General features: G+C 42.5%; 18 protein-coding genes. 10 read left to right on the top strand and 8 right to left on the bottom strand.

Features of this window, described 5'->3' with window-relative positions; translation table 11 throughout:
* Window positions 1-67: 67 nt before the first annotated feature.
* From ACSLP7_RS13585 to trkA, 3 genes are all read right to left on the bottom strand, one after another.
* Window positions 68-2212, bottom strand: a complete 2145-nt coding sequence (locus tag ACSLP7_RS13585) for a hypothetical protein (RefSeq protein WP_435579808.1) — start codon at window positions 2210-2212, stop codon at window positions 68-70.
* 204 nt (window positions 2213-2416) lie between these two features.
* A complete protein-coding gene (locus ACSLP7_RS13590) occupies window positions 2417-3877 on the bottom strand; it encodes a TrkH family potassium uptake protein (RefSeq protein WP_435579809.1) in 1461 nt (486 codons plus the stop codon).
* A gap of 47 nt (window positions 3878-3924) precedes the next feature.
* Entirely contained in the window at window positions 3925-5274 is a 1350-nt protein-coding gene (trkA, locus tag ACSLP7_RS13595; protein WP_435579810.1) for a Trk system potassium transporter TrkA, read from the bottom strand.
* A gap of 121 nt (window positions 5275-5395) precedes the next feature.
* On the opposite strand from trkA, the gene ubiE reads away from it, so the two are divergent.
* Window positions 5396-6130, top strand: coding sequence for a bifunctional demethylmenaquinone methyltransferase/2-methoxy-6-polyprenyl-1,4-benzoquinol methylase UbiE (gene ubiE / locus ACSLP7_RS13600; RefSeq protein ID WP_435579811.1), 735 nt, complete (start codon window positions 5396-5398; stop codon window positions 6128-6130).
* The gene (locus ACSLP7_RS13605) at window positions 6127-6828 is read left to right on the top strand and encodes a porin family protein (RefSeq protein WP_435579812.1); all 702 of its coding nucleotides are present in this window, start codon (window positions 6127-6129) and stop codon (window positions 6826-6828) included. The genes ubiE and ACSLP7_RS13605 overlap by 4 nt, the downstream gene beginning before the upstream one ends.
* On the opposite strand, the gene ACSLP7_RS13610 is transcribed toward ACSLP7_RS13605, so the two are convergent.
* Entirely contained in the window at window positions 6815-7594 is a 780-nt protein-coding gene (locus ACSLP7_RS13610; RefSeq protein WP_435579813.1) for a TrmH family RNA methyltransferase, read from the bottom strand. The genes ACSLP7_RS13605 and ACSLP7_RS13610 overlap by 14 nt on opposite strands.
* Window positions 7595-7667: 73 nt before the next feature.
* Between ACSLP7_RS13610 and ACSLP7_RS13615 the strand changes: the two genes are divergently transcribed.
* From ACSLP7_RS13615 to accD, 3 genes are all read left to right on the top strand, one after another.
* Complete coding sequence (locus ACSLP7_RS13615) at window positions 7668-10217, top strand: BamA/TamA family outer membrane protein (protein ID WP_435579814.1); 2550 nt, start codon at window positions 7668-7670, stop codon at window positions 10215-10217.
* A 103-nt stretch (window positions 10218-10320) separates the two neighbouring features.
* Window positions 10321-11388 carry a class II fructose-bisphosphate aldolase gene (fbaA, locus tag ACSLP7_RS13620; protein WP_435579815.1) on the top strand — a complete coding sequence of 356 codons (1068 nt, stop codon included), beginning with the start codon at window positions 10321-10323 and terminating at the stop codon, window positions 11386-11388.
* A 3-nt stretch (window positions 11389-11391) separates the two neighbouring features.
* Entirely contained in the window at window positions 11392-12258 is an 867-nt protein-coding gene (gene accD, locus ACSLP7_RS13625) for an acetyl-CoA carboxylase, carboxyltransferase subunit beta (protein WP_272832813.1), read from the top strand.
* Window positions 12259-12291: 33 nt separating this feature from the next.
* Here accD and ACSLP7_RS13630 read toward each other — a convergent pair whose 3' ends face one another.
* The 4 genes from ACSLP7_RS13630 to ACSLP7_RS13645 form a co-directional block, all read right to left on the bottom strand.
* A complete protein-coding gene (locus ACSLP7_RS13630) occupies window positions 12292-13314 on the bottom strand; it encodes an RES family NAD+ phosphorylase (protein ID WP_435579817.1) in 1023 nt (340 codons plus the stop codon).
* Window positions 13314-14261, bottom strand: coding sequence for a sce7725 family protein (locus tag ACSLP7_RS13635; RefSeq protein ID WP_435579818.1), 948 nt, complete (start codon window positions 14259-14261; stop codon window positions 13314-13316). The genes ACSLP7_RS13630 and ACSLP7_RS13635 overlap by 1 nt, the downstream gene beginning before the upstream one ends.
* Window positions 14262-14654: 393 nt before the next feature.
* Window positions 14655-15227 (bottom strand): sce7726 family protein, encoded by a 573-nt coding sequence (locus ACSLP7_RS13640; RefSeq protein ID WP_435579819.1) that lies wholly within the window; start codon window positions 15225-15227, stop codon window positions 14655-14657.
* Between the two features lie 342 nt (window positions 15228-15569).
* On the bottom strand, window positions 15570-16445 hold the full coding sequence (locus ACSLP7_RS13645) for a hypothetical protein (RefSeq protein ID WP_435579820.1): 876 nt from the start codon (window positions 16443-16445) through the stop codon (window positions 15570-15572).
* A gap of 178 nt (window positions 16446-16623) precedes the next feature.
* Here ACSLP7_RS13645 and rpsO point away from each other — a divergent pair, with 178 nt between their 5' ends.
* The 5 genes from rpsO to ACSLP7_RS13670 form a co-directional block, all read left to right on the top strand.
* Window positions 16624-16893, top strand: a complete 270-nt coding sequence (rpsO, locus tag ACSLP7_RS13650; protein WP_272832817.1) for a 30S ribosomal protein S15 — start codon at window positions 16624-16626, stop codon at window positions 16891-16893.
* A 176-nt stretch (window positions 16894-17069) separates the two neighbouring features.
* Complete coding sequence (locus ACSLP7_RS13655) at window positions 17070-19289, top strand: polyribonucleotide nucleotidyltransferase (RefSeq protein WP_435579821.1); 2220 nt, start codon at window positions 17070-17072, stop codon at window positions 19287-19289.
* 134 nt (window positions 19290-19423) lie between these two features.
* Entirely contained in the window at window positions 19424-20368 is a 945-nt protein-coding gene (locus ACSLP7_RS13660) for a hypothetical protein (RefSeq protein ID WP_435579822.1), read from the top strand.
* A gap of 35 nt (window positions 20369-20403) precedes the next feature.
* Window positions 20404-20964, top strand: a complete 561-nt coding sequence (locus ACSLP7_RS13665; protein ID WP_435579823.1) for an RNA polymerase sigma factor — start codon at window positions 20404-20406, stop codon at window positions 20962-20964.
* A partial coding sequence (locus ACSLP7_RS13670) for a hypothetical protein (RefSeq protein WP_435579824.1) occupies window positions 20957-21559 on the top strand: 603 nt, incomplete at its 3' end. The genes ACSLP7_RS13665 and ACSLP7_RS13670, both read left to right, overlap by 8 nt.

Genomic DNA, 21559 nt, shown 5'->3' on the forward strand with positions numbered 1-21559 from the left:
CATTGAATTTTTTGCGGACTTCTCAGGATGGTATATGTGATAGCGGAAGGTTTTAAGCTATCGGCTATTAAACTTTGAGTTGAGACTCCAATACTTTCTCCAGACCTGTGAGTAAAGGCCAACAATTTATGCGTTGTTTAATTACCCGATTCACGCGAGCAGTTCCGTCAGTTTCCCATCCATTGGTTAAAACTGTATGACTATTTGTATCATAGCTTGTGCCCTCAAATTTAAGTGTTCGTGCCAACCTATCTATTTTTGGGATCATATTGTATACAGGTGCTTGAACTTCTGGCTTGTCACAGTAGACACCAACAAGAGTACCATCGTCGCAAGCGGAAAGATCTAACAATCCCATGGGATAAAATCCTCCATTATCTTCATACATTTCTGAAGGGTCATAATCTGAGTTTCCAACCTCATTTGGAATATCATAAACCATCCATGGCGGACTATCGTCTCCCCGAATTAAACTCATATAAACTTCAGTATGCGTAGCACAAGCAATGGCCCCAGCCTTAAATACCCATAGGTAATGACTATCTACGGCCAGACCCACAAAATTAGGCCATGGTGCAAGGCAAAATGCTTTTGGTGGTTGTGTTAAAGAACCGTTCTTCCAAGTAATTGATCTGAAATGAACGTTTATTTCCATATGATCACTTTCATAATGCGGTGGCATATAAACGCCTCCCCCGCCAGTGCCCATCACTGATTTATTGGCTTGTACCTCGCAAGCTCCGTAAATGCCATGAATTACATTTTTAGTAAGGTAGTTCTTTTCATCCTCAAAAGAGCTGATAGTTGCGGCTCGGACTGCGCCGGCTTTGTACCCTTCAGGAAGATAATGGAGGTCATTAAAAGAAAGTCGCGTTTCCATGTAGGATGTGTGCTCTTTAGTACCTTGGGTCCAATAAACAATTTTATTGCCTTCGGCCGTGTACAGATCTATCTTGCCTGGTTTATGTCCTGGAAGCGCCCATATGTCGTAGTAATCATGTTCGATGGTGTAATTATGTGGAACCATCGTGTGTACCTCAGCACGGGTTGACAAAGGAGTGAGGCCATATCTGGCATGAATGATTCCTAATGGAGATTCACCTGGAACATCCTTTCGAAATGGGTGGTATAAAGATCCTTGTTTATCTCGATCCCAATGTGCTGTTCTGATAAAACCATACGTATTATCCAAGGTAAACAAAGCCGTAGATTCAGGCTCACCACCTTGTTTACTTAAGGTTCGGTTAGAGACAGCAAATGACAAAGGCGTGTAACCAATTTGATATTTCTGCCATTCTTTCTTTTCTGACACTACTGCATCTCGCTTGAACAATTGATTTCCATGACGGTTAAACTTTCGGCTCCGCATTATCCAAACAGTGCCTTGATTTTGTGCTAAAGGTTTTACCTCTTTTAAAAATTCAAGTTGATCTTGATTTCTCGTGTGAGTCTTTGTGGCTAAATACGAAATATTGCTTTCTTCTTTTACAATAGTCATTGCCATAGAAATTGCCTGTATTAGGGTAATATGCGCATAACAGTATGCTACCAAAACATCCTCCCAATATTTAACATCTTGGTTTTTTGTAATCCAGACACGTGCATTAGACATCAGCTCGTCTTTTCGGCTTATGTTTAAGTCTGCCTGAATTTGTAGAAATGGATGTTTCTCTTTAGCCTTTATATATCCATTGAAGTCTTTTAGATTTTGGTTTATTTCATTTTTCACTGCCTGAAGATTATCTCTCAATACTTCAGCGTCATGTACCTTGATGATGTTTGCTAATTTTTCCTCAATAGATTTTTCTGGCTTCTGTTTGGAGAACATCTTCAAAATCATAGAAAAAATAGAAAGTACAGAACCTACAACAGCACCAGGCGGACCAGCTGCGCTTCCCAGCATACCGGTAACCATGGTTACTACACTACCTACGGCATCAATAACACCAGCACTGCCTGCAAAGGAATCACCATTCTGAAAACCTTTTATAGCGCCTTCCATGCCTTTAGCGATTGCAGGCAAACTTTTAGCCATCACATCTAATTGTCGCCTGAACTCTTTGGTAGCGGCCTTTTCAGTCGCTGCTTCTCGTAATTCCCAACTATATTCATTTAACCAATCCTGTAATTCCTGTCTTTCATTATCGTCTTGTTCCAGGCCGATAATAAGTTCAGCGAGCTCGGTGAATCTGTCAATTTCCGGATGTGCCATTTATATTTGTTTCGTGGTTAAACTTCTTCTTTAAAATTGAATTGGAAGCGGATACTTTAGGTGGGAAAGCTGATGTAAGATATAAATTAAATGGCAATCCTCTAATTGAAGTGTGAGGGAAAATACTGATAATCAAGGCATCTCTTGCCTAATGAGAATTTGCGTATCAAAATGAGAAGTACCCGCGTAAGCGGAAGGCCTGAATTATCGATTTTTCCAGAAAAACGGCGTAAACAAGATCAGCACCGTAAAGAGTTCCAAACGGCCAATAAGCATCAAAAAGGAAGCCCACCATTTTCCTGCGGTCGGCAACGAGGCATAATTTTCAACCGGGCCGAGATCTCCCAATGCAGGCCCTACATTACCCAGTGTAGAAGCAGCACCACCTAGAGCCGTTTTAAAATCCAATCCCAACCAAGAGAACACCAAGGTTCCAATGATAAAACTTAGCATATACAGAATAAAGAACGCAAGTATGTTGAAAACAATCGGTTGTTGTACAGCCTTTTGATTGTAACGTACGGGCAAGATGGCGTTGGGATGCAGGGTTCTTCTAAATTCCATGATCCCGTTTTTAATCATGATAATGTGGCGCACGATCTTAATTCCCCCAGAGGTAGAACCACTGCTTCCTCCTAAGAACATCAGTCCAAAGAAAAAGAGGGTTAAAAAGGGCGTCCAAGCTGTAAAGTCCGCAGTGACAAAACCGGTAGTGGTCACAACGGCTAAAACTTGAAATAGGCTATGTCTAATGGCAGATTCTCCCGAACCGAGTACCTGCGGATGCGCTACAGTACTTGTACTCAGATCCGCTTGAAAATAAATGATCAAGGCAGAGATCGCAGTCAAAGAAGCGATCCCGATCAAATAGTATTTGAATTCATCGTCCTCAAAAATTCGGCTGAACTTACGCTTAAAGGCAAAGTAACTCAAGACAAAATTCGTCCCCGCAAAGAACATGAAGACAATGATGATGTATTGAATGATTGGCGTATCATTCCAATAGGCCACACTGGCGTTTTTGGTAGAAAAACCACCGGTACTCAAGGTACTCAAAGAGTGGTTCACCGCATCAAAAACAGACATTCCAGCCACAGAAAGCAAGATGGTTTCTGCTACGGTATATCCAACATAGATCAACCAAAGGCGTTTGGCTGTATCGGTGATCCGCGGATGGAGTTTATCTCCTCCCGGCCCAGGAGCCTCCGCAGCAAATAGCTGCATCCCTCCAATTCCTAAAAGCGGCAGGATGGCAATGGCCAATACAATAATTCCCATACCTCCTATCCAATGGGTGATGCTTCGCCAAAGCAAGATTCCTTCTGGCATGACTTCAATATCTTGAAGAATTGTAGCTCCTGTGGTGGTGTATCCGCTAATGGTCTCAAAGAATGCGTCACTGAAAACAGGAATAGCATCACTCAAAACATATGGCAAACTCCCTGTAATGGACATGAATAACCAACCAAAGGTCACAATGAGATACCCTTCTCGTTTTTGCAATTCTTTGCGGTGTTTGGCCGTGGCGTACATAAAAAGACCTCCCAATAAATTGGTGATCAGTCCGGCCAATAAAATACCTTCTGTCGCTCCATCGCCATAGCCATAGCTGACTATTGCAGAGATCCACATAAAACCACCGTTGCAAAGCAACAGCAATCCCATGAGGTGAAAAATGAGTTTAAAATTTAGTCTGATTAAAGAGGAAATCATCAGACAAAGAGTTTTTCTACCTTTTCTAAAGCTTGCGGCAAACAACATACCACTACGCGATCGCCTTCCTTGATCTCAAAATCTCCTAAGGCAATGATCCCTTGACCGTCGCGAATGATTCCACCGATAATCGCAGATCTTGGGAAATCCAACTCGCGAATCACCTTATTACACACGGCGCTATCCGTATGTACAATGAATTCCAGAAGCTCCACATTCATGTTGTTGAGCTTGGTAATGGCAACTACCTCTCCTTTTCTGATATATCTAAAGATGGTATTGGCCGCCAATAGTTTTTTATTGATCAAAGTATTGATCCCAATGGACTGCGAGAGTTGGAAGTAATCCATATTCTCTACAAGTGCGATAGTCTTCTTTACTCCGCGTGACTTAGCCACCAAACAACTCATGATATTGGTCTCTGAATTTCCAGTCACGGAAACAAAGGCATCCATATCAGAAATGGCTTCCTCTTCCAACAATTCCACATTACGGCCATCTCCGTTGATCACCAAGCAGCTTGGTACATCGTCGGCTATTTCAAAAGCCTTGTCTTTGTTGGATTCAATGAGTTTCACCTTGAACTTACTGGCGCAAAGGTCTCTGGCCGTTTTAAAGCCGATATTACTTCCGCCTAAGATCATCACGTTCTTGAGGTCTTCTTTGACCTTTCCAACCATGGTATAAATGCTCTCTAGACCTTCTTTTACGGTAACAAAATAAACCTGATCTCCTTCCCGGAATTGCGTGTCTCCGCGCGGAATAATGGTGTACTGTGTTCCGCTGCGCTGAATGGCAATAGGCACATAGCTGTACTTCTCGCTCACATCTGCCAAGTCGCGAACGCTTTTCCCTACAATGGAAGAGGTTCTGGAAAGAATCAAGCCAACCATGGTCAAAGCGCCATCTTCAAACTCGTAAGTATCGTTGAACCCACTTTGGTTAAGCAGCAAACCGATTTCACTTGCCGCCAAAGATTCTGGTGAGATCAATTCGTCTATACCCAAATGGGTAAAACCAATCTCGTCTTTGTTTTCAATGAATTCTGAGTTGGATATACGCGCAATGGTGCGTTTTGCCCCCAATTGTTTAGCCAAAACACAAACGGTGATGTTTGTGGTCTCGCTGGAGGTAACCCCAATCACCAATTCTGTATTGGCAACATCTGCATCTTTAAGCACCGAAATAGAGGTTGCATCTCCTTTAACCACCCGAATATCCAAATGCGTATCTGCATACTGCAAACTGGTACGGTCAGTATCAATCAAAGTAATGTCTTGCGATTCAAAGGAGAGCAGTTTAGCTAAATGGAAGCCAACCTCGCCGGCACCGGCTACTATAATCTTCATAGGCTACTAAAAGCGTGCGGGGCAAATTTACAGAAAATCTCCATATCTGCATCTAAGATTAACAGCTTTGCAACATCACTAATGGCTCTATTTTGCGTATTTTTGCACCCAAATTAATGCCATGGCCAAGTCGGTGAACCCTTATAAAGATTCGGACCTCAACAAAAAAGCACAGGTAGAACAGATGTTTGACAACATCTCTAACCGCTATGATGGGCTCAATCGGGTGATCACTTTTGGGATTGACCAAAAATGGCGCAGAAAGGTGGTAAAGATGATCGTGGCCCAAGATCCAGAAACGGTTTTGGACATTGCCACAGGAACTGGAGACCTCGCCATTGCCTTTGCACAGCGCTTGGACAAGGCCAAGGTTACTGGTTTGGATATTTCTGAAGGCATGCTCAGCGTGGCTCGCAAAAAGACCGCAGCAGCCTCATTTGCAGATCGTTTGGAGTTTGTAAAAGCCGATTCAGAAGCGATGCCTTATCCAGACAATCACTTTGATGCCATTACGGTTTCCTTTGGAATCAGAAACTTTGAAAATCTGGAAAAAGGACTGGCAGAAATTCTTCGTGTTCTCAAGCCCGGAGGACTCTTTGTGGTCTTAGAAACTTCAGTTCCTGAAAAATTTCCTTACAAACAAGGCTATAAATTCTACTCAAAAGGTATCTTGCCGCTCATTGGAAAGTTGTTTTCTAAAGATAAAGTAGCCTACGGTTATTTGTCTGAAAGTGCAGCCGCTTTCCCATATGGCGAACGTCTCAACAATATTTTTGCAAAAATTGGGTTTATAGAGACTGAAAATAAGCCACAAACCTTTGGTGTTGCCACCATTTATACTGCTACCAAAGCATGAGTAGAAAATTGATCCTGATACTGGTATTTGCCATTTTTGCGCAGACTGCACAAGCACAGCTGTTTAGCAAGGAGCGCTTGGCTAATCTGGAAACCTTTGACAAGCGTTTTTTGACTTGGGGTTACTTTTTAGGTTTCAACTCCTACGATTTTAAGATCGAGTATAATGGACCTCAAGTAGAGGATATAGTGGTAGACCGTGTTGGTGGATTCAACGTTGGGCTTATTGGAGATATGCGCCTGAACGAGTATATGAATCTGCGCTTGGAACCAGGACTCTACTTTTCTCAGCGCGATCTGCGCTTTCCAGGATTTACAGAAGAACGCGATATACTGCGGGAGGTTAAATCGACTTATATTCACGTTCCATTGCTGCTCAAAGTATCCACTAAACGCTTGAATAACTTTAAGCCTTTTATTGTAGGAGGAGTTTCTACAGCTTGGAATTTATCGAGCAACAGCGACAACCCTCAAGATAATTCCGGGGGAGAATTTAGAATGGAACCCACGGCCCAATTCTGGGAAGTTGGTTTTGGAATTGACTTTTACCTCTTCTACTTTAAGTTCACACCGTCTATCCGCGGGGTCTTTGCCATGAACAATGAGCTGATTCCAGACAACGATCCCAACAGTCCTTGGACCGGTAATATTGGCGCCATGAGCACCCGCGGGATCTTCATCAACTTTACTTTCCAATAGATCGCTTAAACTCGCTGAGTAAAACAGCAGTAGCTGTAGCGACGTTCAAACTCTCCTGCCCTGCTCCAAAATTGGGAATACTCAGTTTGGTATCTATAGATGCGGAAGCTTCCTTAGAAATTCCTTGCCCTTCATTACCCATGACCAAAACGGCGTTCTCTGGCAAAGCAGTTTGGTAGACATTCTCTCCTTGCATGAATCCGCCATAAACTGGCAAGTCCGTTTGGGCTAACCAAGCAGGCAAATCGGCCATATAATGCAGTTGAACCCTTGCCAAGCTCCCCATAGAGGCTTGCACCACCTTTGGATTATAACAGTCTGCAGATTCTTGCGTACAGACAATATCGTTTACTCCAAACCAATCGGCTAAACGCATGATGGTTCCCAAATTGCCCGGATCTTGAATACTGTCTAAAGCGAGCACAAGCCCTTGTTCTTTTAATTCCGTAACGGACTTACGCTTAAAGATCGCAAAGGCAGTATTCGGTGTTTTTTGGTTGCTGATTTTTTTGAGTTCCGCGGCACTAATAACCTCCGAAGTCATCTCTGAGAAAACACTGGAATCTGTCGTGTAAAGCGATTCGAGCTTCAAACCCGCGGCTATGAGATCTTGGATCAGTTTTGGGCCTTCTGCCACAAAAACCTCATAACGGTCTCGGTACTTTTTTTGACGCAGCGACGTTAGGTATTTTAAGGTGTTCTTGCTCAGCATAGTTCTGGAGGTATTTCCGTGCAAACCCCTGCAACCTTCCAATCCAAAATACATTGTTAATGCAGTTTGCTAAATTAAGGCGGACTGTATCGGAAATAGTTTATTTTTGATGTAATCTAAAAGCCGCTTGAAGCAACTTCACTCAAAAATAGTATTAATATTTGTTACGGCCTTGTTGCTGTATTCTTGCAACGCCGTCAAGCGGGTTCCACAGGGCAAATTCCTCTTGATTGAGAATGAGATCAATGTAGATGGAGAGGTCATCAAAGACCCGTATATCTACGATCAGCTCTCTCAACGCCCAAATACGCGTGTGCTTGGTATTCCGTTTAGTTTGCACATTTATAATTTCGCGAAGAAGGATCCGGACAGTACCTTTCAAGACTGGCTGAAAAAGAAACCCAAACGCGAACAACGCTTGACCAAAAAGCTATCGGCCAAACAGCTTTATGAATTGGAGCAATCTTATGTGGGAATCAACAATTGGATCAAGAAAATTGGGGAAGCCCCTGTAGTCATAGACGATGCCAAACTAGAAAAATCCCGCAGACGTCTGGAACGTTATTACCGCCGCAGAGGTTGGTTCAACACTCAGGCTAGTTTCAATGTGAACGGAGACAGCACCCAACGCGCGAAAGTCAATTACAAGGTAGTTCGTTATGAGCCATATATCATAGACTCCATCCAAACAGACATCAGCTCTGCTGTGGTAGATTCACTCTTCCAACTCACCAAAGAGCAAAGTTTTATTGTGGAAGGCGAACAGTACAACGCCGAGAATTTTGAGAATGAGATCGACCGATTGACGCTGCAATTCCGCAACTCAGGCCTCTATGATTTTGACACGGAATACGTGACTTTTGAAGGCGACACTTCTGAGACCAACCACAAAGCACTGATCACCTATGTGATCCCGGATCGAACCATCACTACGCCAGACAGCACCTATACCGAACCTTTCAAATCTTATGATGTAAACAAGGTGCGCATTGTGACCGATTACCGTTATGCCTTGCGCAACGAGCAGTTCACAGACAGTCTGAATTACGATGACTTTGAACTCTACAGTTACCAAGGTTTGGATTATAAACCCAAGGCCATCACCGATGCAATTTCCATTACGCCTGGAGAAGTGTTCCGAGATGTGGATCGCTCGCTGACCTATAATCAGATCAGTGACCTCAATGTATTTAGGTATCCAACCATAGAATACAGTCCCGATCCGAATGATCCGGAAGGCAATGGATTAATCGCCAACATACTGCTTACTCCGCTAAAGAAGTACAATCTGGATGTAAACTTTGATGCCTCCACTTCTACGGTACAAGAATTTGGAGTTGCTTTTAGGACGACATTTTCTATACGGAATGTGTTTAAAGGTGCAGAAACTCTGGAGCTTTCCGCCCGAGGTTCATTGGGTTCTTCTCAAGATGCTGCCGATGCCGATCGAAGCTTTTTCAACATCTCTGATGTGGGTGGGAACGCAGCGCTGCAATTTCCACGGATCCTTTTTCCGCTCAATACGGATAGAATCATTCCTAAATATATGTCGCCAAAAACGCGCATCAGTACTGGAGTCGGATTTCAAAACAACATTGGCCTGGATAGACAAAACCTGAATTTGGCCTTCAATTATCAATGGAAACCCACCCGTACAAAAAGTTGGAACCTCAGCCTGGCAGACATTCAGTATGTGCGCAATTTGAACACCAGCAACTTCTTTAATGTATACCGCAGCTCCTTTGATATTGTCAACGATATTGCGACCAGCAGTGGCTATATGTTTGAAGACCCTGAGAGTGGTTCTTTGGGTATTCCTGAAGAGATCGATCAGTTTTTGATCGATGCCCTTGGAGACAATCCAGACGACTTGACCTTTACTGAGGACAACTTGGAAGAACTGGCCAGTGTAGATGAAAGACGGGATCGTTTGTCTGAAGACAACTTGATCTTTAGTTCCAGTGTGACCTGGATTAGAGATTCTCGTGAAGACACTTATGATCTGAGCTTTTCACGCTGGCGTTGGAAGCTGGAATCCGCAGGAAACTTCTTGGCCCTGCTTACTAATTTGGCAGACACCGATATTGCTGAAGACGGAAACAGAAAGGCATTAGGTGTAGAATTCTCACAATACGTAAAAGGTGAGATCGACTTTATCCGCCACTGGGAGATCAATCAAAATGCAGTTTTAGCCGTCCATGGTTTTGGAGGTATTGCCATCCCATATGGCAATAGCAACAGCATCCCCTTTATCCGCTCCTACTTTGCAGGAGGGGCCAACGACAACCGTGGCTGGAGACCGTTTGACCTTGGGCCAGGTAGCAGCGGAAGCCGCTTAGACTTTAATGAAGCTAACTTCAAGCTTGCCTTTAATGCCGAATATCGTTTCACTCTTTTGGGCGCCTTAAAAGGTGCGCTCTTTGTGGACGCAGGGAATATTTGGAACGTTTTGGATTCTCAAGAAGATGAAGCTTTTCGTTTCTCTGGATTTAGCGATTTAGGCGAATTGGCCGTTGCAAGCGGTTTCGGTATCCGTTATGACTTTGGCTTTTTTGTGCTGCGTTTTGACACCGGCTTCAAAACACACAACCCCGCACGACCCCTTGGAGACCGTTGGTTTAAGGAGTATAACTTTGCCAATGCAGTCTTTAATATCGGGGTGAATTATCCCTTCTAAATCCATCAGCTAAAACGTTAGCGTTGATTCTAGCCACAGTCTGGGGCAAGCAGTAGTTTTTTTGTTATTTTTGCTACCCTAACCCATACTGAAAAACGTCTTTATGAGTCATTCTATTAAGCCGGGAGTAGCTACCGGTAGAGAAGTTCAGGAAATCCACAAACTAGCGAAAGAAAAAGGCTTTGCCATGCCAGCGGTAAACGTAGTTGGAACCAACTCCGTAAACACTGTACTGGAAACAGCAGTTGCCCTTAACGCCCCAGTAATCATTCAGTACTCCAATGGAGGTGCGCAATTCAATGCTGGAAAAGGTCTTTCTAACGAAAATCAAAAATCGGCGATTGCCGGCGGAATCGCTGGAGCGCGACACATACACGAAATGGCTAAGGCTTACGGAGCCACAGTGATCTTGCATACGGACCACTGCGCCAAAAAACTATTGCCTTGGGTAGACGGCTTGCTGGATGCCAGTGAGGCGCACTATAAGCAATTCGGAACTCCATTGTACAGCAGTCACATGTTGGACCTTTCTGAGGAGCCAATTGAAGAAAACATTGAGATCTCCAAAAGATATCTAGAGCGCATGACCAAAATGGGCATGACCTTAGAGATCGAATTGGGAATCACCGGTGGTGAAGAAGATGGCGTAGATAACTCTGATGTTGACGCCTCTAAACTTTACACCCAACCAGAAGAAGTAGCTTACGCTTATGAGGAACTCATGAAAGTGAGTGATCAGTTTACGGTTGCTGCTGCATTTGGAAACGTACACGGTGTCTATAAGCCTGGAAACGTAAAACTAACTCCAAAGATCTTGAAGAACTCCCAGGAGTATGTTCAGGCAAAATTTGGAACAGGACACAACCCGGTTGATTTTGTATTCCACGGGGGTAGTGGTTCTACTTTAGAAGAGATCCGTGAAGCTATTGGTTACGGAGTAGTGAAAATGAACATTGACACCGACTTGCAATTTGCATTTTGTGAGGGCATCCGTGACTATATGACTGGAAACATCGATTACCTCAGAACGCAGATCGGTAATCCTGATGGGGCTGATGTACCGAACAAGAAATATTACGACCCACGCAAATGGTTACGCGAAGGTGAGATCACTTTCCGCAAGCGTTTGGAAAAAGCATTTGAGGACCTTAACAACGTAAACACCCTTTAAGAAATGGCTTGGTTTAAACGTACAAAGAAGGGAATTCAAACCCCTACTGAACTCAAGAAAGATGTTCCTAAAGGACTGTGGTACAAATCACCTACAGGGAAGATCGTTGATGCAGAAGAGTTGGAAAAGAACTTTTACGTGAGTCCAGAAGACGGCTACCACGTACGCGTAGGTTCTAAAGAATACTTTGAGATCCTTTTTGATGACAACGAGTTCAAAGAATTGGACAAGGATCTAGTTTCTAAGGATCCACTAAAATTTGAAGACACTAAAAAATATTCAGATCGATTAAAAGACGCTCAAGACAAAACCGGACTTAAAGATGCTGTTCGCACAGCTGTTGGAAAGTCTATGGGTGCTGATTTGGTGATTGCTTGTATGGATTTCCGTTTTATCGGAGGTTCTATGGGATCTGTTGTGGGCGAGAAGATTGCGCGTGCTGCAGATTACAGTCTTAAGAACAACATTCCGTTCTTGATGATCTCGAAATCTGGTGGAGCTCGAATGATGGAAGCTGCCCTATCGCTAATGCAGTTGGCCAAGACCTCTGCTAAATTGGCGCAGTTGGCAGAAGCAAAGATTCCATACATCTCTTTATGTACCGACCCAACTACGGGAGGAACAACGGCATCTTTTGCGATGTTGGGAGACATAAACATTTCTGAGCCGGGAGCCTTGATTGGTTTTGCAGGACCTCGTGTAGTAAGAGACACTACTGGGAAAGACTTGCCAGAAGGATTCCAATCATCAGAGTTCTTATTGGAACACGGTTTCTTGGATTTCATTTCTCACAGAAAAGACCTAAAACGCAATATCAATCTCTATTTGGATTTGATTCTGAATCGTCCGCTGAGAGAAAAAACAGCTTAAAGATAAAGGCACCCAATGGGTGCCTTTTTTGTTTTAAATTTTAATACTGTCTAAATCAACTTTATTAACTCGTTCAGTATAAGTTGATGTACAACTCATTAAATCTTGATTAAAGATTACTAGATTATTTCCAGGAGGGTGGAGAGAGCTTTTGAATCGAATACCCTCTGCTCCGGTAAATACTCTAATAAATTCACAAATGAATTGAGTAGGAATATATTCGAGCTCACTGTCGAATCTGCGCATAGGTTTGGATAGATCAGAACTTATTTTATCTCTTAGTAGCTTTCCTTTTATTATTTCATCGATTGGTTTTAAACCCTCAATATAAAATAATGAGGTATCCTCTGTAAAGTCAACAATTTTAATACTCTCTGCACCGTCTAAAACAAATTCTCCAATTGTTACGTCATCCAAATATGTTGCTCGCACTTCATATAGAACTGTTTTTTTATTATCACTAAGATATAAAGTTGGAATCCCAGGCGGATTTACTCTTCCACCTCTTGCAATCTCACGAGGAGGCGATTTCATTTCATCTGAAAGGTAAGTTGATTGTTCATTTTTATGATGCACTCTCGCGCGAAATAACGTAGTCTTGTTATCTAATTCATATTGAGTCTCAAAGAAAGAGTCCCAAAATAACTCTTCAGTCAAGTAATTAATATTAGTCACGAATCGCATATTCCATTTTAATTCTTCTTTTAGCTCTTCCCAATAACTAATATTATCTAAGATTTCTTCTTGGTAGTTTACCGTAAAATCGGAATGCGTGATTTGAGTTTTTAATTTCGGTAAAACATTATCAAGCACAGTAGCTGCAACTTGCCGAGAAGAAAAAAGACTCCAATCTCCTTGAATTTTATTCCGCAATGACAGACCAGTCTCGTCAGGAGTAAAATTATCAATCAACTCTTGAAAAAAGTCTACGAGCTCGTCGAGTAATATCGTATGGGTGTCTCCGGTCCCACATATACCACAAGTAGATATTGAACCCTGAGCTTTTATGAAAGCTATGAGTTCCTTATCAGAAAAACAATTTGCACAAATATTCACTAACCTATTCTTCTCAAATAATCGGCCACTACAGTTAAGTGATTTTTTATAGATAATTTCTTAACTGTACCTAGACCAGGATAATGCCCGTTGTCGTAATAATCTTCTAATTCTGCAATTGCCGAATTAGTCAACCCATTTTCTCTACAATAGGTCACGGCCTTGGTCGCTGCCTCACCAAATTTACCTTGAACATTGGCTATACTATCGTTTGTATTAGATGTGAAGTGTCTAATCCAAATTTGATCATTATCTGTCATATAAGTAAAGTGAATAACCACAGCGCGTGGAGTACTACCTCCCTCATTGAACAGGCTTGGAATAGTGGTGAAATCAGAGAACCCGTCGTATAAATCCTCACGGTAATACAAATGCTCCTCTGTAAACCTGTGAGGTTCAATACCTAAGAAATTACTATTTCTGGGCTCAGACTCAAAAACATCATCTTGCCTAATAAATTCAACATCTTCCTCTCTAATTGCACTTTTTAATGCTCTGTTTCTTTCTGGATCATTAATTACAACCTTGGTAATTTCATCTCTTCGAAGGAGTCTTAAAAAATTAATATCACTAGAGTCAATATCGTTACTTCCTAAAATAAGACAATCATTTAAGTCATAATTTTGAAGCATATGCTCAATATATGACCAATTAGGGTTTTGATTATTATAATAAAATGCAGGACGAAAAGAACATTCATCCAAATCATTCATGAATTCAGCATAATGACTAAAATCTCCTGAAACTTCACCCACAACTGGGTTAAGAATTAGATAATTCACTTGCTGTTTTTGGACAAAAATTTCGTTCGCAATTTTCAGATTATTCGTACTCTTTTTTACTGGCTCTATTAATGCCGAAACATATCCTTGTAAGACATTGTCCGTGGACAATTCCCTAAGCGCAATAAGTTCAAATTGACGGCCTCTCAGAATTGGATAGTACATAATTACACTCTAATGGGTTGATCTAGATTATTTATGAGCCCTAATTTATCGGCTTTGTTAAGTTTTAATGATAAACTAATTTGATTCAGTTCTTTGTAATAACGTTTAGACAAGTGACCCACAAATCTGCTCTTCTTAAACTGGTCAATGTAAAGCTTATTAAAATCTCTAATTGGTATTTGACAAATTAGATTATAGCAGATTTCGTACTGATTAAAACTATTTATGCCTGAAAGTTCTCCGAAATATGATTCAACAATGCTCTTATACTCCTCTGTTCGAAGACTTCGCATTAAATACTGAGGATTTAAATCATATGAACGTTTAGATGTACATTCTAAATTAAAGCTATTTGGATTATTTTGATCATAACTTATTATTCCTATTTCTTCTTCATATTTTTTTATATGATTGGACCTTATTCGAGGGAACAATTAAATAGACTTCATTAAAACACTGCCGGTAATCGCTAATTTGGCTCTTTAACCTTTTATCAGAATCAAATTCAGTCTTAATCTCAAATGCTTTAGAAACTCCATTGAACATTGCTAAGTCTACTACTGAATCACCCGCACGAAACTCGTTAAAAATAATAGACTCCTCCCTTCCAAGTTCATCTATAAGCCAGTTAGTTAAAAATGAATTCTTGACTAAATATTCATTTTGATAATTTCGATCCAAGACACTGTATGCATGTTTTATAAAATTCAAATAGGATGTAAGTGCTCCTTTGGGTATTGAATCATAATGGCGACTAATTTTTAAATTAATCGATTCATAATCTCCCGTAATTAAAGATATCACTTCACTACGTGAGAAAATAGAAGCGTAATCTCTATATCTATTTATGTCTTTCGTAAATCCCCCTAACATTTTACAAAAATACTCTATTGCCCAATTAATTAATAACCTACGATCAATATTCCATAAAAACAAATCCCCTTTCTTCGGTAAAACATATACCAAAGAATGGGGAGTACGTCCAAAGTACGAAAAGTTTAAGATTCTACCTAAAGATTACTTCGATGATGCACCGCGACCCCTCACGAGTCTCGTAAAAATCGAGCCAGCAGTAGTTGGATGATAGCTGTGTGGAACAGCAACGAGGCAAAGCCGAGTGCGAACTCCGCACAGCTGTGGCTGCGGGTGGCGTAGATTTTAGAGACGAGTGAGCGTCGCTAGACCTTTTTGGCCCTTTTTGCGGCAATGGGAAAAAGGGTATAAAAAAATAAAATAAGAACGCCGCCCATTGGGCGGCGTTCTACCTAAAACCAATCAGTAAACCACTACTGAAAACTAATTAGCAACTTAATTCGCTAAAAATCGTCTTAATCTAATCACTTGCTCCTCCCCAGAAGGCAAGGTCAAAGTTCCAAAAGGATCGCAGGTGCCGTCACCAAAGTCAAGGCTCACGGTGGCGTCTTCACGGCTGAGTTCTAAAACACCGCTCACAATGAATCTGCAAGCCCACTCTCTGCGTAGTGGCACTACTGTTTCTTTGCTGTAAGACACGCCCAAACGGTTGGTGAAGTTTACGGTTCCGCTTAAGAGGAAAACATTGTCTCCCCAGAAACCAGTACCCGCACCTTCTATCCATTCACGGTTCTTGTTGGCGGAATAGCTCATGGTTTCTCCATCAGGCCAAACTACATCTAGATTCACCGTTTTATTGGCATTTGGGTTGCCGGCGTCATTAATGCTACGCACAATAGTTTTTGAACCATTCACGCTGATATCATTAAAGAAAAAGTCATCACTGGTTTGTACTTGAAAGGTACGAGATGGGGCATCCGTATCTACACTGTGAGAAATAGTATAACTTCCTGAAAGGGTATTTCCAGTAGGCAGTTCACATCCGTCTCCAAAGTCTACGGTACGTTCAACGCTGGTATCGGTAACCACAGTAGTCACGGTAACGCATGGGGGCAAAAAATCAGATACTTTGGCTGCAAAGCCGTTTGCGTCAGCTTCTGCGGAGGCAATGATATCTAAGGTAATATTGGTCAGTTCTTCGTCAACAAGGTCAATCTCGTCTACCTGGTTGATCGTCTCCACGCTGATCTGCGCGTTGACTTCTTCTTGCTCGTTAGTAACTTCTGAATCGTCACTAGAACAGCTAGTCAAGGTCAGGGCTCCTACAGCCAGTACACTAAGTAATCGCAAAGGGTGAAATTTGGTTTTCATTTTTTCAAATTTTTTGAGTTTGTGTTCCTATGACAAGAAATGTTAAGAAAGGTTTAAAAGCAACCTGAAAAAAATTAAAACCCCTAAGTACCAGCACAAATCAATAAATAGCGCTATATTTGCGCCCTGTTGCCGTAAGGGCACGACGTACATAAAAATTATTTAAATAAATGTTGGCATGTATTTAACACCAAAAGTAAAAGAAGACATCTTTAAAAAACACGGGAAGTCTGCACAAGACACCGGTTCTGCAGAAGGGCAGATCGCGCTATTCACGTACCGCATCTCTCACTTGACAGAGCACCTCAAGAAAAACCACAAAGACTACAACACCGAAAGATCTTTGGTGAAACTAGTTGGTAAGCGTCGTTCACTATTAGATTATCTAATGAAGAAAGACATTATGAGATACCGTGCTATCGTTAAAGAACTAGGACTACGTAAATAAAACGTATACTTTTGGAGGGGCTTTTTGGAGCCCCTCTTTACTTTTCTTACCTTAGGGGAAGATTACGAAAAAGCTGCTTAGATGCTTTTCATCTGGTCAACGATGGTTCCACTTCACTACACAACAACAAACCATTGTTAACCCGCTCTTTTTAGAAAGAGCACCAAATCATTTTTATGATACCAAAAACTTATAAAGAGGTCATTGACCTTGGAGACGGTAGAGAGATCTCTATCGAAACCGGAAAACTCGCCAAGCAAGCGCATGGAAGCGTTGTGGTGCAGTCCGGTAAATGTATGATGCTGTGTACTGTAGTTTCGAACTACCACTCAGCAGATGTTGACTTTTTGCCTTTAACGGTAGATTACCGCGAGAAATTTGCGGCAGCCGGTCGTTATCCAGGTGGATTCTTTAAGCGTGAGGCACGTCCTAGTGACGGCGAGGTTTTGACCATGCGTTTGGTTGACCGCGTATTGCGTCCGCTTTTCCCAAAGGATTACCACGCAGAAACTCAAGTAATGATTCAACTCATGTCTCACGACGAGAACGTAATGCCAGATGCTATGGCCGGATTGGCTGCATCTGCTGCGATCCAACTTTCAGACTTCCCGTTTGAATGTGCAATCTCAGAAGTACGTGTTGCTCGTGTAGACGGAGAATTCATCATCAACCCTACTCGCGAACAATTGGCACAATCTGACATCGATATGATGGTTGGAGCTTCTGCCGATTCTGTAATGATGGTAGAAGGTGAGATGGATGAGATCTCTGAAGAGGAAATGGCAGATGCGATCAAAGCTGCGCACGAAGCGATCAAAGTTCAGTGCGCTGCCCAGTTGCGTTTGGCAGAAGCCGTTGGAAAGAAGGAAGTACGCGAGTACGACCCGGAAGACAATGACGAGGCTTTAGAGCAAAAGATCCACGATATGGTTTACGACAAAACTTACGCTATTGCTAAAGCAGGTTCTGCTAAGCACGAGCGCGGTCAGGCCTTTAGTGAGATCAAAGAAGAAGTATTCGCATCGTTCTCTGAAGAAGAACAAGACGAGTTGGGCAAATTGATCCACAAGTATGTGGCAAAAGCTCAAAAGAAAGCCATTCGTGACTTGACTTTGAATGAAGGTTTGCGTTTGGACGGTCGTAAGACTGACGAGGTTCGTCCGATCTGGTGTGAGGTAGACTACCTGCCTTCAACACACGGTTCTGCAATCTTTACTCGTGGGGAAACTCAGGCTTTGGCCACAGTAACCTTAGGTACTTCTAGAGATGCAAACATTATTGATATGCCTTCTTATGAAGGCGAGGAGCGTTTTTACCTCCACTATAACTTCCCTCCTTTCTCAACCGGAGAGGCCCGCCCTATTCGCGGAACTTCTAGACGTGAGGTAGGACACGGAAACTTGGCCCAACGCGCCCTTAAAGGAATGATCCCAGACGATTTCCCATACACGGTACGTGTGGTATCAGAAGTATTGGAATCTAACGGTTCTTCTTCTATGGCTACTGTATGTAGTGGTACTATGGCGCTTATGGATGCCGGTGTTGCTATGACCAAGCCAGTTTCTGGTATTGCCATGGGATTGATCTCAGAAGGAGATAAATACGCCGTATTGAGTGATATTCTTGGAGACGAGGATCACTTGGGTGATATGGACTTTAAAGTGACTGGTACTGCGGATGGTATCACTGCTTGTCAAATGGATATCAAGATCAAAGGGCTTAGCTACGAGATCTTAGTGAACGCATTGAAGCAGGCTCGTGACGGACGTTTGCACATTTTGAGCAAATTGACCGACACCATCGCACAACCAAACGAGACCGTGAAGCCTCACGCTCCAAAAATGGTTACAGAGATCATTCCAAACGAATACATCGGAGCACTTATTGGACCTGGTGGAAAAGTGATCCAAGAACTTCAGAAAGAAACTGGAACAACTATCGTGATCAACGAAGACCCAGTGACAGAAGAAGGAATCGTAGAGATCCTTGGTACAGACCAAGACGGAATCGATGCGGTATTGGCCAAGATCGCTTCCATTACCTTTAAGCCGGATGTAGGAAGCGTTTACGAAGTAAAAGTGATCAAGATCCTAGACTTCGGAGCGGTAGTAGAATACCTTGAAGCTCCTGGTAACGAAGTATTACTACACGTTTCTGAGTTAGCTTGGGAACGCACTGAAAACGTAACTGATGTGGTAAACATGGGTGACGTATTTGACGTGAAGTACTTCGGAATTGACAAGCGCACGCGCAAAGAGAAAGTTTCTCGCAAAGCCTTGTTGCCAAAACCAGAAGGATACGTGGAGCGTAAGCCAAGAGAACGCGATGACCGTAAAGGTGGAGGTCGTGATAACAGAAACAGAGACAATCGTCGCGATCGTAAAGACCGCAATTAAGACCGATTTCTGATCTAATAAACCTGAGAAAAGCCGCTGTAACAGCGGCTTTTTTTATTATTCGCCAAATAAAAGTTATTTTTAACGCAACCTTTAGAAAAAAGCAAGTCTATTAACTAAACAACACCAAAAAAATGAAAAAATTTTACGTATTAATTTGCTCAGTTGTTGTCGCCCTTATGGCCGTTTCCTGTGAAAAGGATTCAAACAATACCATTGACCAGGTATTGGAAGGCGTTGACAGCGGAGCCGTTTTGAGAACTATCAACGTGATCTCTGGTGAACTCCCCATCGGTGTGGAAGGTGCCAAGTTTGAAGTTGAAGTAGAAGCCCAAGACAATCAGAATGGAGACTTGCTACAATCCGTTGACGTGTTTGTAGCGCTTACAGACAATTCTCCCGATAACGGAGATTCTTCTGCGGCAGAAGTGCAGATCGGAACTGTTGATCGTGCAGCTTTTAGCCCTGGACCATTCGGATTGCCACGTGGAATCGTAAGCGTAACTCTTGATGAAATGCTCGGCGCTCTTGGAGTAACAGAAGCAGATCTATTTGGAGGAGACGTATTCAATATCCGTTTGTCCTTGAACTTGACTGACGGACGTGTATTTTCAGTTAGCAACGCCGGAGGTATCATTACCGGTGGATTCTTCAACTCACCATTCCAATATTCTCCTGCAGTGATTTGTCCTGTAGAAGAGACTTTTATGGTTGGTGAATATTTGATTGAAGAGATTACTCCTTATGTTGACGGACCGACTTTTGATGATGGATCTATTGTTGAAGTAACTGTTGGAGATTTCAGTACAGAGCGTGTATTCTTCACCTCTAACTATCCAGATTACTGTACCACTCCAAATGACTTTAGATACACACTAGTTTGTGGAAACATCATCGTTCCACTACAGGAAAGTAATTGTGCATGTGGTTCTGGAGCCGACTACTTTGGACCACCATTAGGAGATGCTTCCACTTATGACTTGAGTGACGACACTGTGTTCTTCTTAACCTTCGGGAACGACTTACAGTCTGACTGTGTTGCACCAGAAGACACTACTTATAAGTTTACCAAGCAATAGGCGTCGCATCAGATTCCTAAAAATGAAAACTATACTTGGAACTTCATGAGCTCATAAAGCTATGTAAACAGCAAGACAGACAAGCACAAAGTGAATTGTTTTTGCGTTATAAAGACGTGCTTTTCACTTTGTGTTTGAAGTATTGCAAGAGTCAAGCAGAAGCTGAGGACCACCTCCAAGATAGTTTCATAAAAATTTTCCAAAACATCAAGCGGTACGCCGACAAAGGAAGCTTTGAAGGCTGGATGAAGCGCATTGTGATCAACTCTGCCATTGACCGCTACAAGAAAGACCTTTATACGGTCTCTGTCGATGAACAGCGCATTGCTGAACAAGACACCGAGATCGATAAACAGGCCATGCAATTGCCCTTAAAGACCTTATTGGGTCTGGTGCAAGAACTGCCCAGCAGGTATCGCCTGATTTTTAACCTCTACGAACTCGATGGCTATTCGCACAATGAAATAGCAGACCAACTGGGAATATCCTCGGGTACATCTAAATCAAATTTACATCGCGCCAAGTTGATCTTGAAGGAGAAGGTACTCGCTCTCAAGCAGGACCATCCTTTAACAAAGAATCTTAAACATGGATAATAAACAAGACATAGGAGCAGCATTTAAGCAGCGACTGGCAGACCTCAATGAAGGTCCGGCAGATAGTGCAGCGCTATGGGACCAAATCGCCACCCAACTGGATGCCGAGGGGACTAGCCCCAAAGGCATTCCATTCTGGCTAAAATCTGGTCTTGCTGTTTTAATCGTAGGGGTAACTGCCTTCGGAATTTGGAAATTCGCTTCTTCGACAAGCACGGATCCAAATCCAAATGCTAATACAGAATTGACGGAATCGCAAAGCACGCCTTCCGAATCAGGGATAGATCCATCTGGAATCGATCCTAAAGGAACATCAGAGTTAGCTCCAATCGCTGCGGAGGATACTCAGAATGATACGACCACAAGTTCAAGCTCAGAATCAAACCTTCCGACATCAGCATCCGATGCTGTTGCAACAAAAGGGACTTCCTCTGGAACTGCTTCTGGTGAGACTACAACTGCTTCTGAAGTAACCGCTGATACACCATCGAGCAGTTCTTCAAACTCGTCTGCAACTGAAACCTCCGTTGCTACAACAGGTACTACATCCACTCGTGCATCGAAAGATACTAAGACCAGTACCGCTGTAAAACAA

It is taken from the genome of Gilvibacter sp., from assembly GCF_965601605.1.
Classification (GTDB): domain Bacteria; phylum Bacteroidota; class Bacteroidia; order Flavobacteriales; family Flavobacteriaceae; genus Gilvibacter.

Excerpts from the sequence above, each read along its gene's own strand:
- ACSLP7_RS13585 (WP_435579808.1), bottom strand. The coding sequence starts at position 2,212 with ATGGCACATCCGGAAATTGACAGATTCACCGAGCTCGCTGAACTTATT.
- ACSLP7_RS13590 (WP_435579809.1), bottom strand. The coding sequence starts at position 3,877 with ATGGGATTGCTGTTGCTTTGCAACGGTGGTTTTATGTGGATCTCTGCA.
- trkA (WP_435579810.1), bottom strand. The coding sequence starts at position 5,274 with ATGAAGATTATAGTAGCCGGTGCCGGCGAGGTTGGCTTCCATTTAGCT.
- ubiE (WP_435579811.1), top strand. The coding sequence starts at position 5,396 with ATGGCCAAGTCGGTGAACCCTTATAAAGATTCGGACCTCAACAAAAAA.
- ACSLP7_RS13605 (WP_435579812.1), top strand. The coding sequence starts at position 6,127 with ATGAGTAGAAAATTGATCCTGATACTGGTATTTGCCATTTTTGCGCAG.
- ACSLP7_RS13610 (WP_435579813.1), bottom strand. The coding sequence starts at position 7,594 with ATGTATTTTGGATTGGAAGGTTGCAGGGGTTTGCACGGAAATACCTCC.
- fbaA (WP_435579815.1), top strand. The coding sequence starts at position 10,321 with ATGAGTCATTCTATTAAGCCGGGAGTAGCTACCGGTAGAGAAGTTCAG.
- accD (WP_272832813.1), top strand. The coding sequence starts at position 11,392 with ATGGCTTGGTTTAAACGTACAAAGAAGGGAATTCAAACCCCTACTGAA.
- ACSLP7_RS13635 (WP_435579818.1), bottom strand. The coding sequence starts at position 14,261 with ATGTACTATCCAATTCTGAGAGGCCGTCAATTTGAACTTATTGCGCTT.
- ACSLP7_RS13645 (WP_435579820.1), bottom strand. The coding sequence starts at position 16,445 with ATGAAAACCAAATTTCACCCTTTGCGATTACTTAGTGTACTGGCTGTA.
- rpsO (WP_272832817.1), top strand. The coding sequence starts at position 16,624 with ATGTATTTAACACCAAAAGTAAAAGAAGACATCTTTAAAAAACACGGG.
- ACSLP7_RS13655 (WP_435579821.1), top strand. The coding sequence starts at position 17,070 with ATGATACCAAAAACTTATAAAGAGGTCATTGACCTTGGAGACGGTAGA.
- ACSLP7_RS13660 (WP_435579822.1), top strand. The coding sequence starts at position 19,424 with ATGAAAAAATTTTACGTATTAATTTGCTCAGTTGTTGTCGCCCTTATG.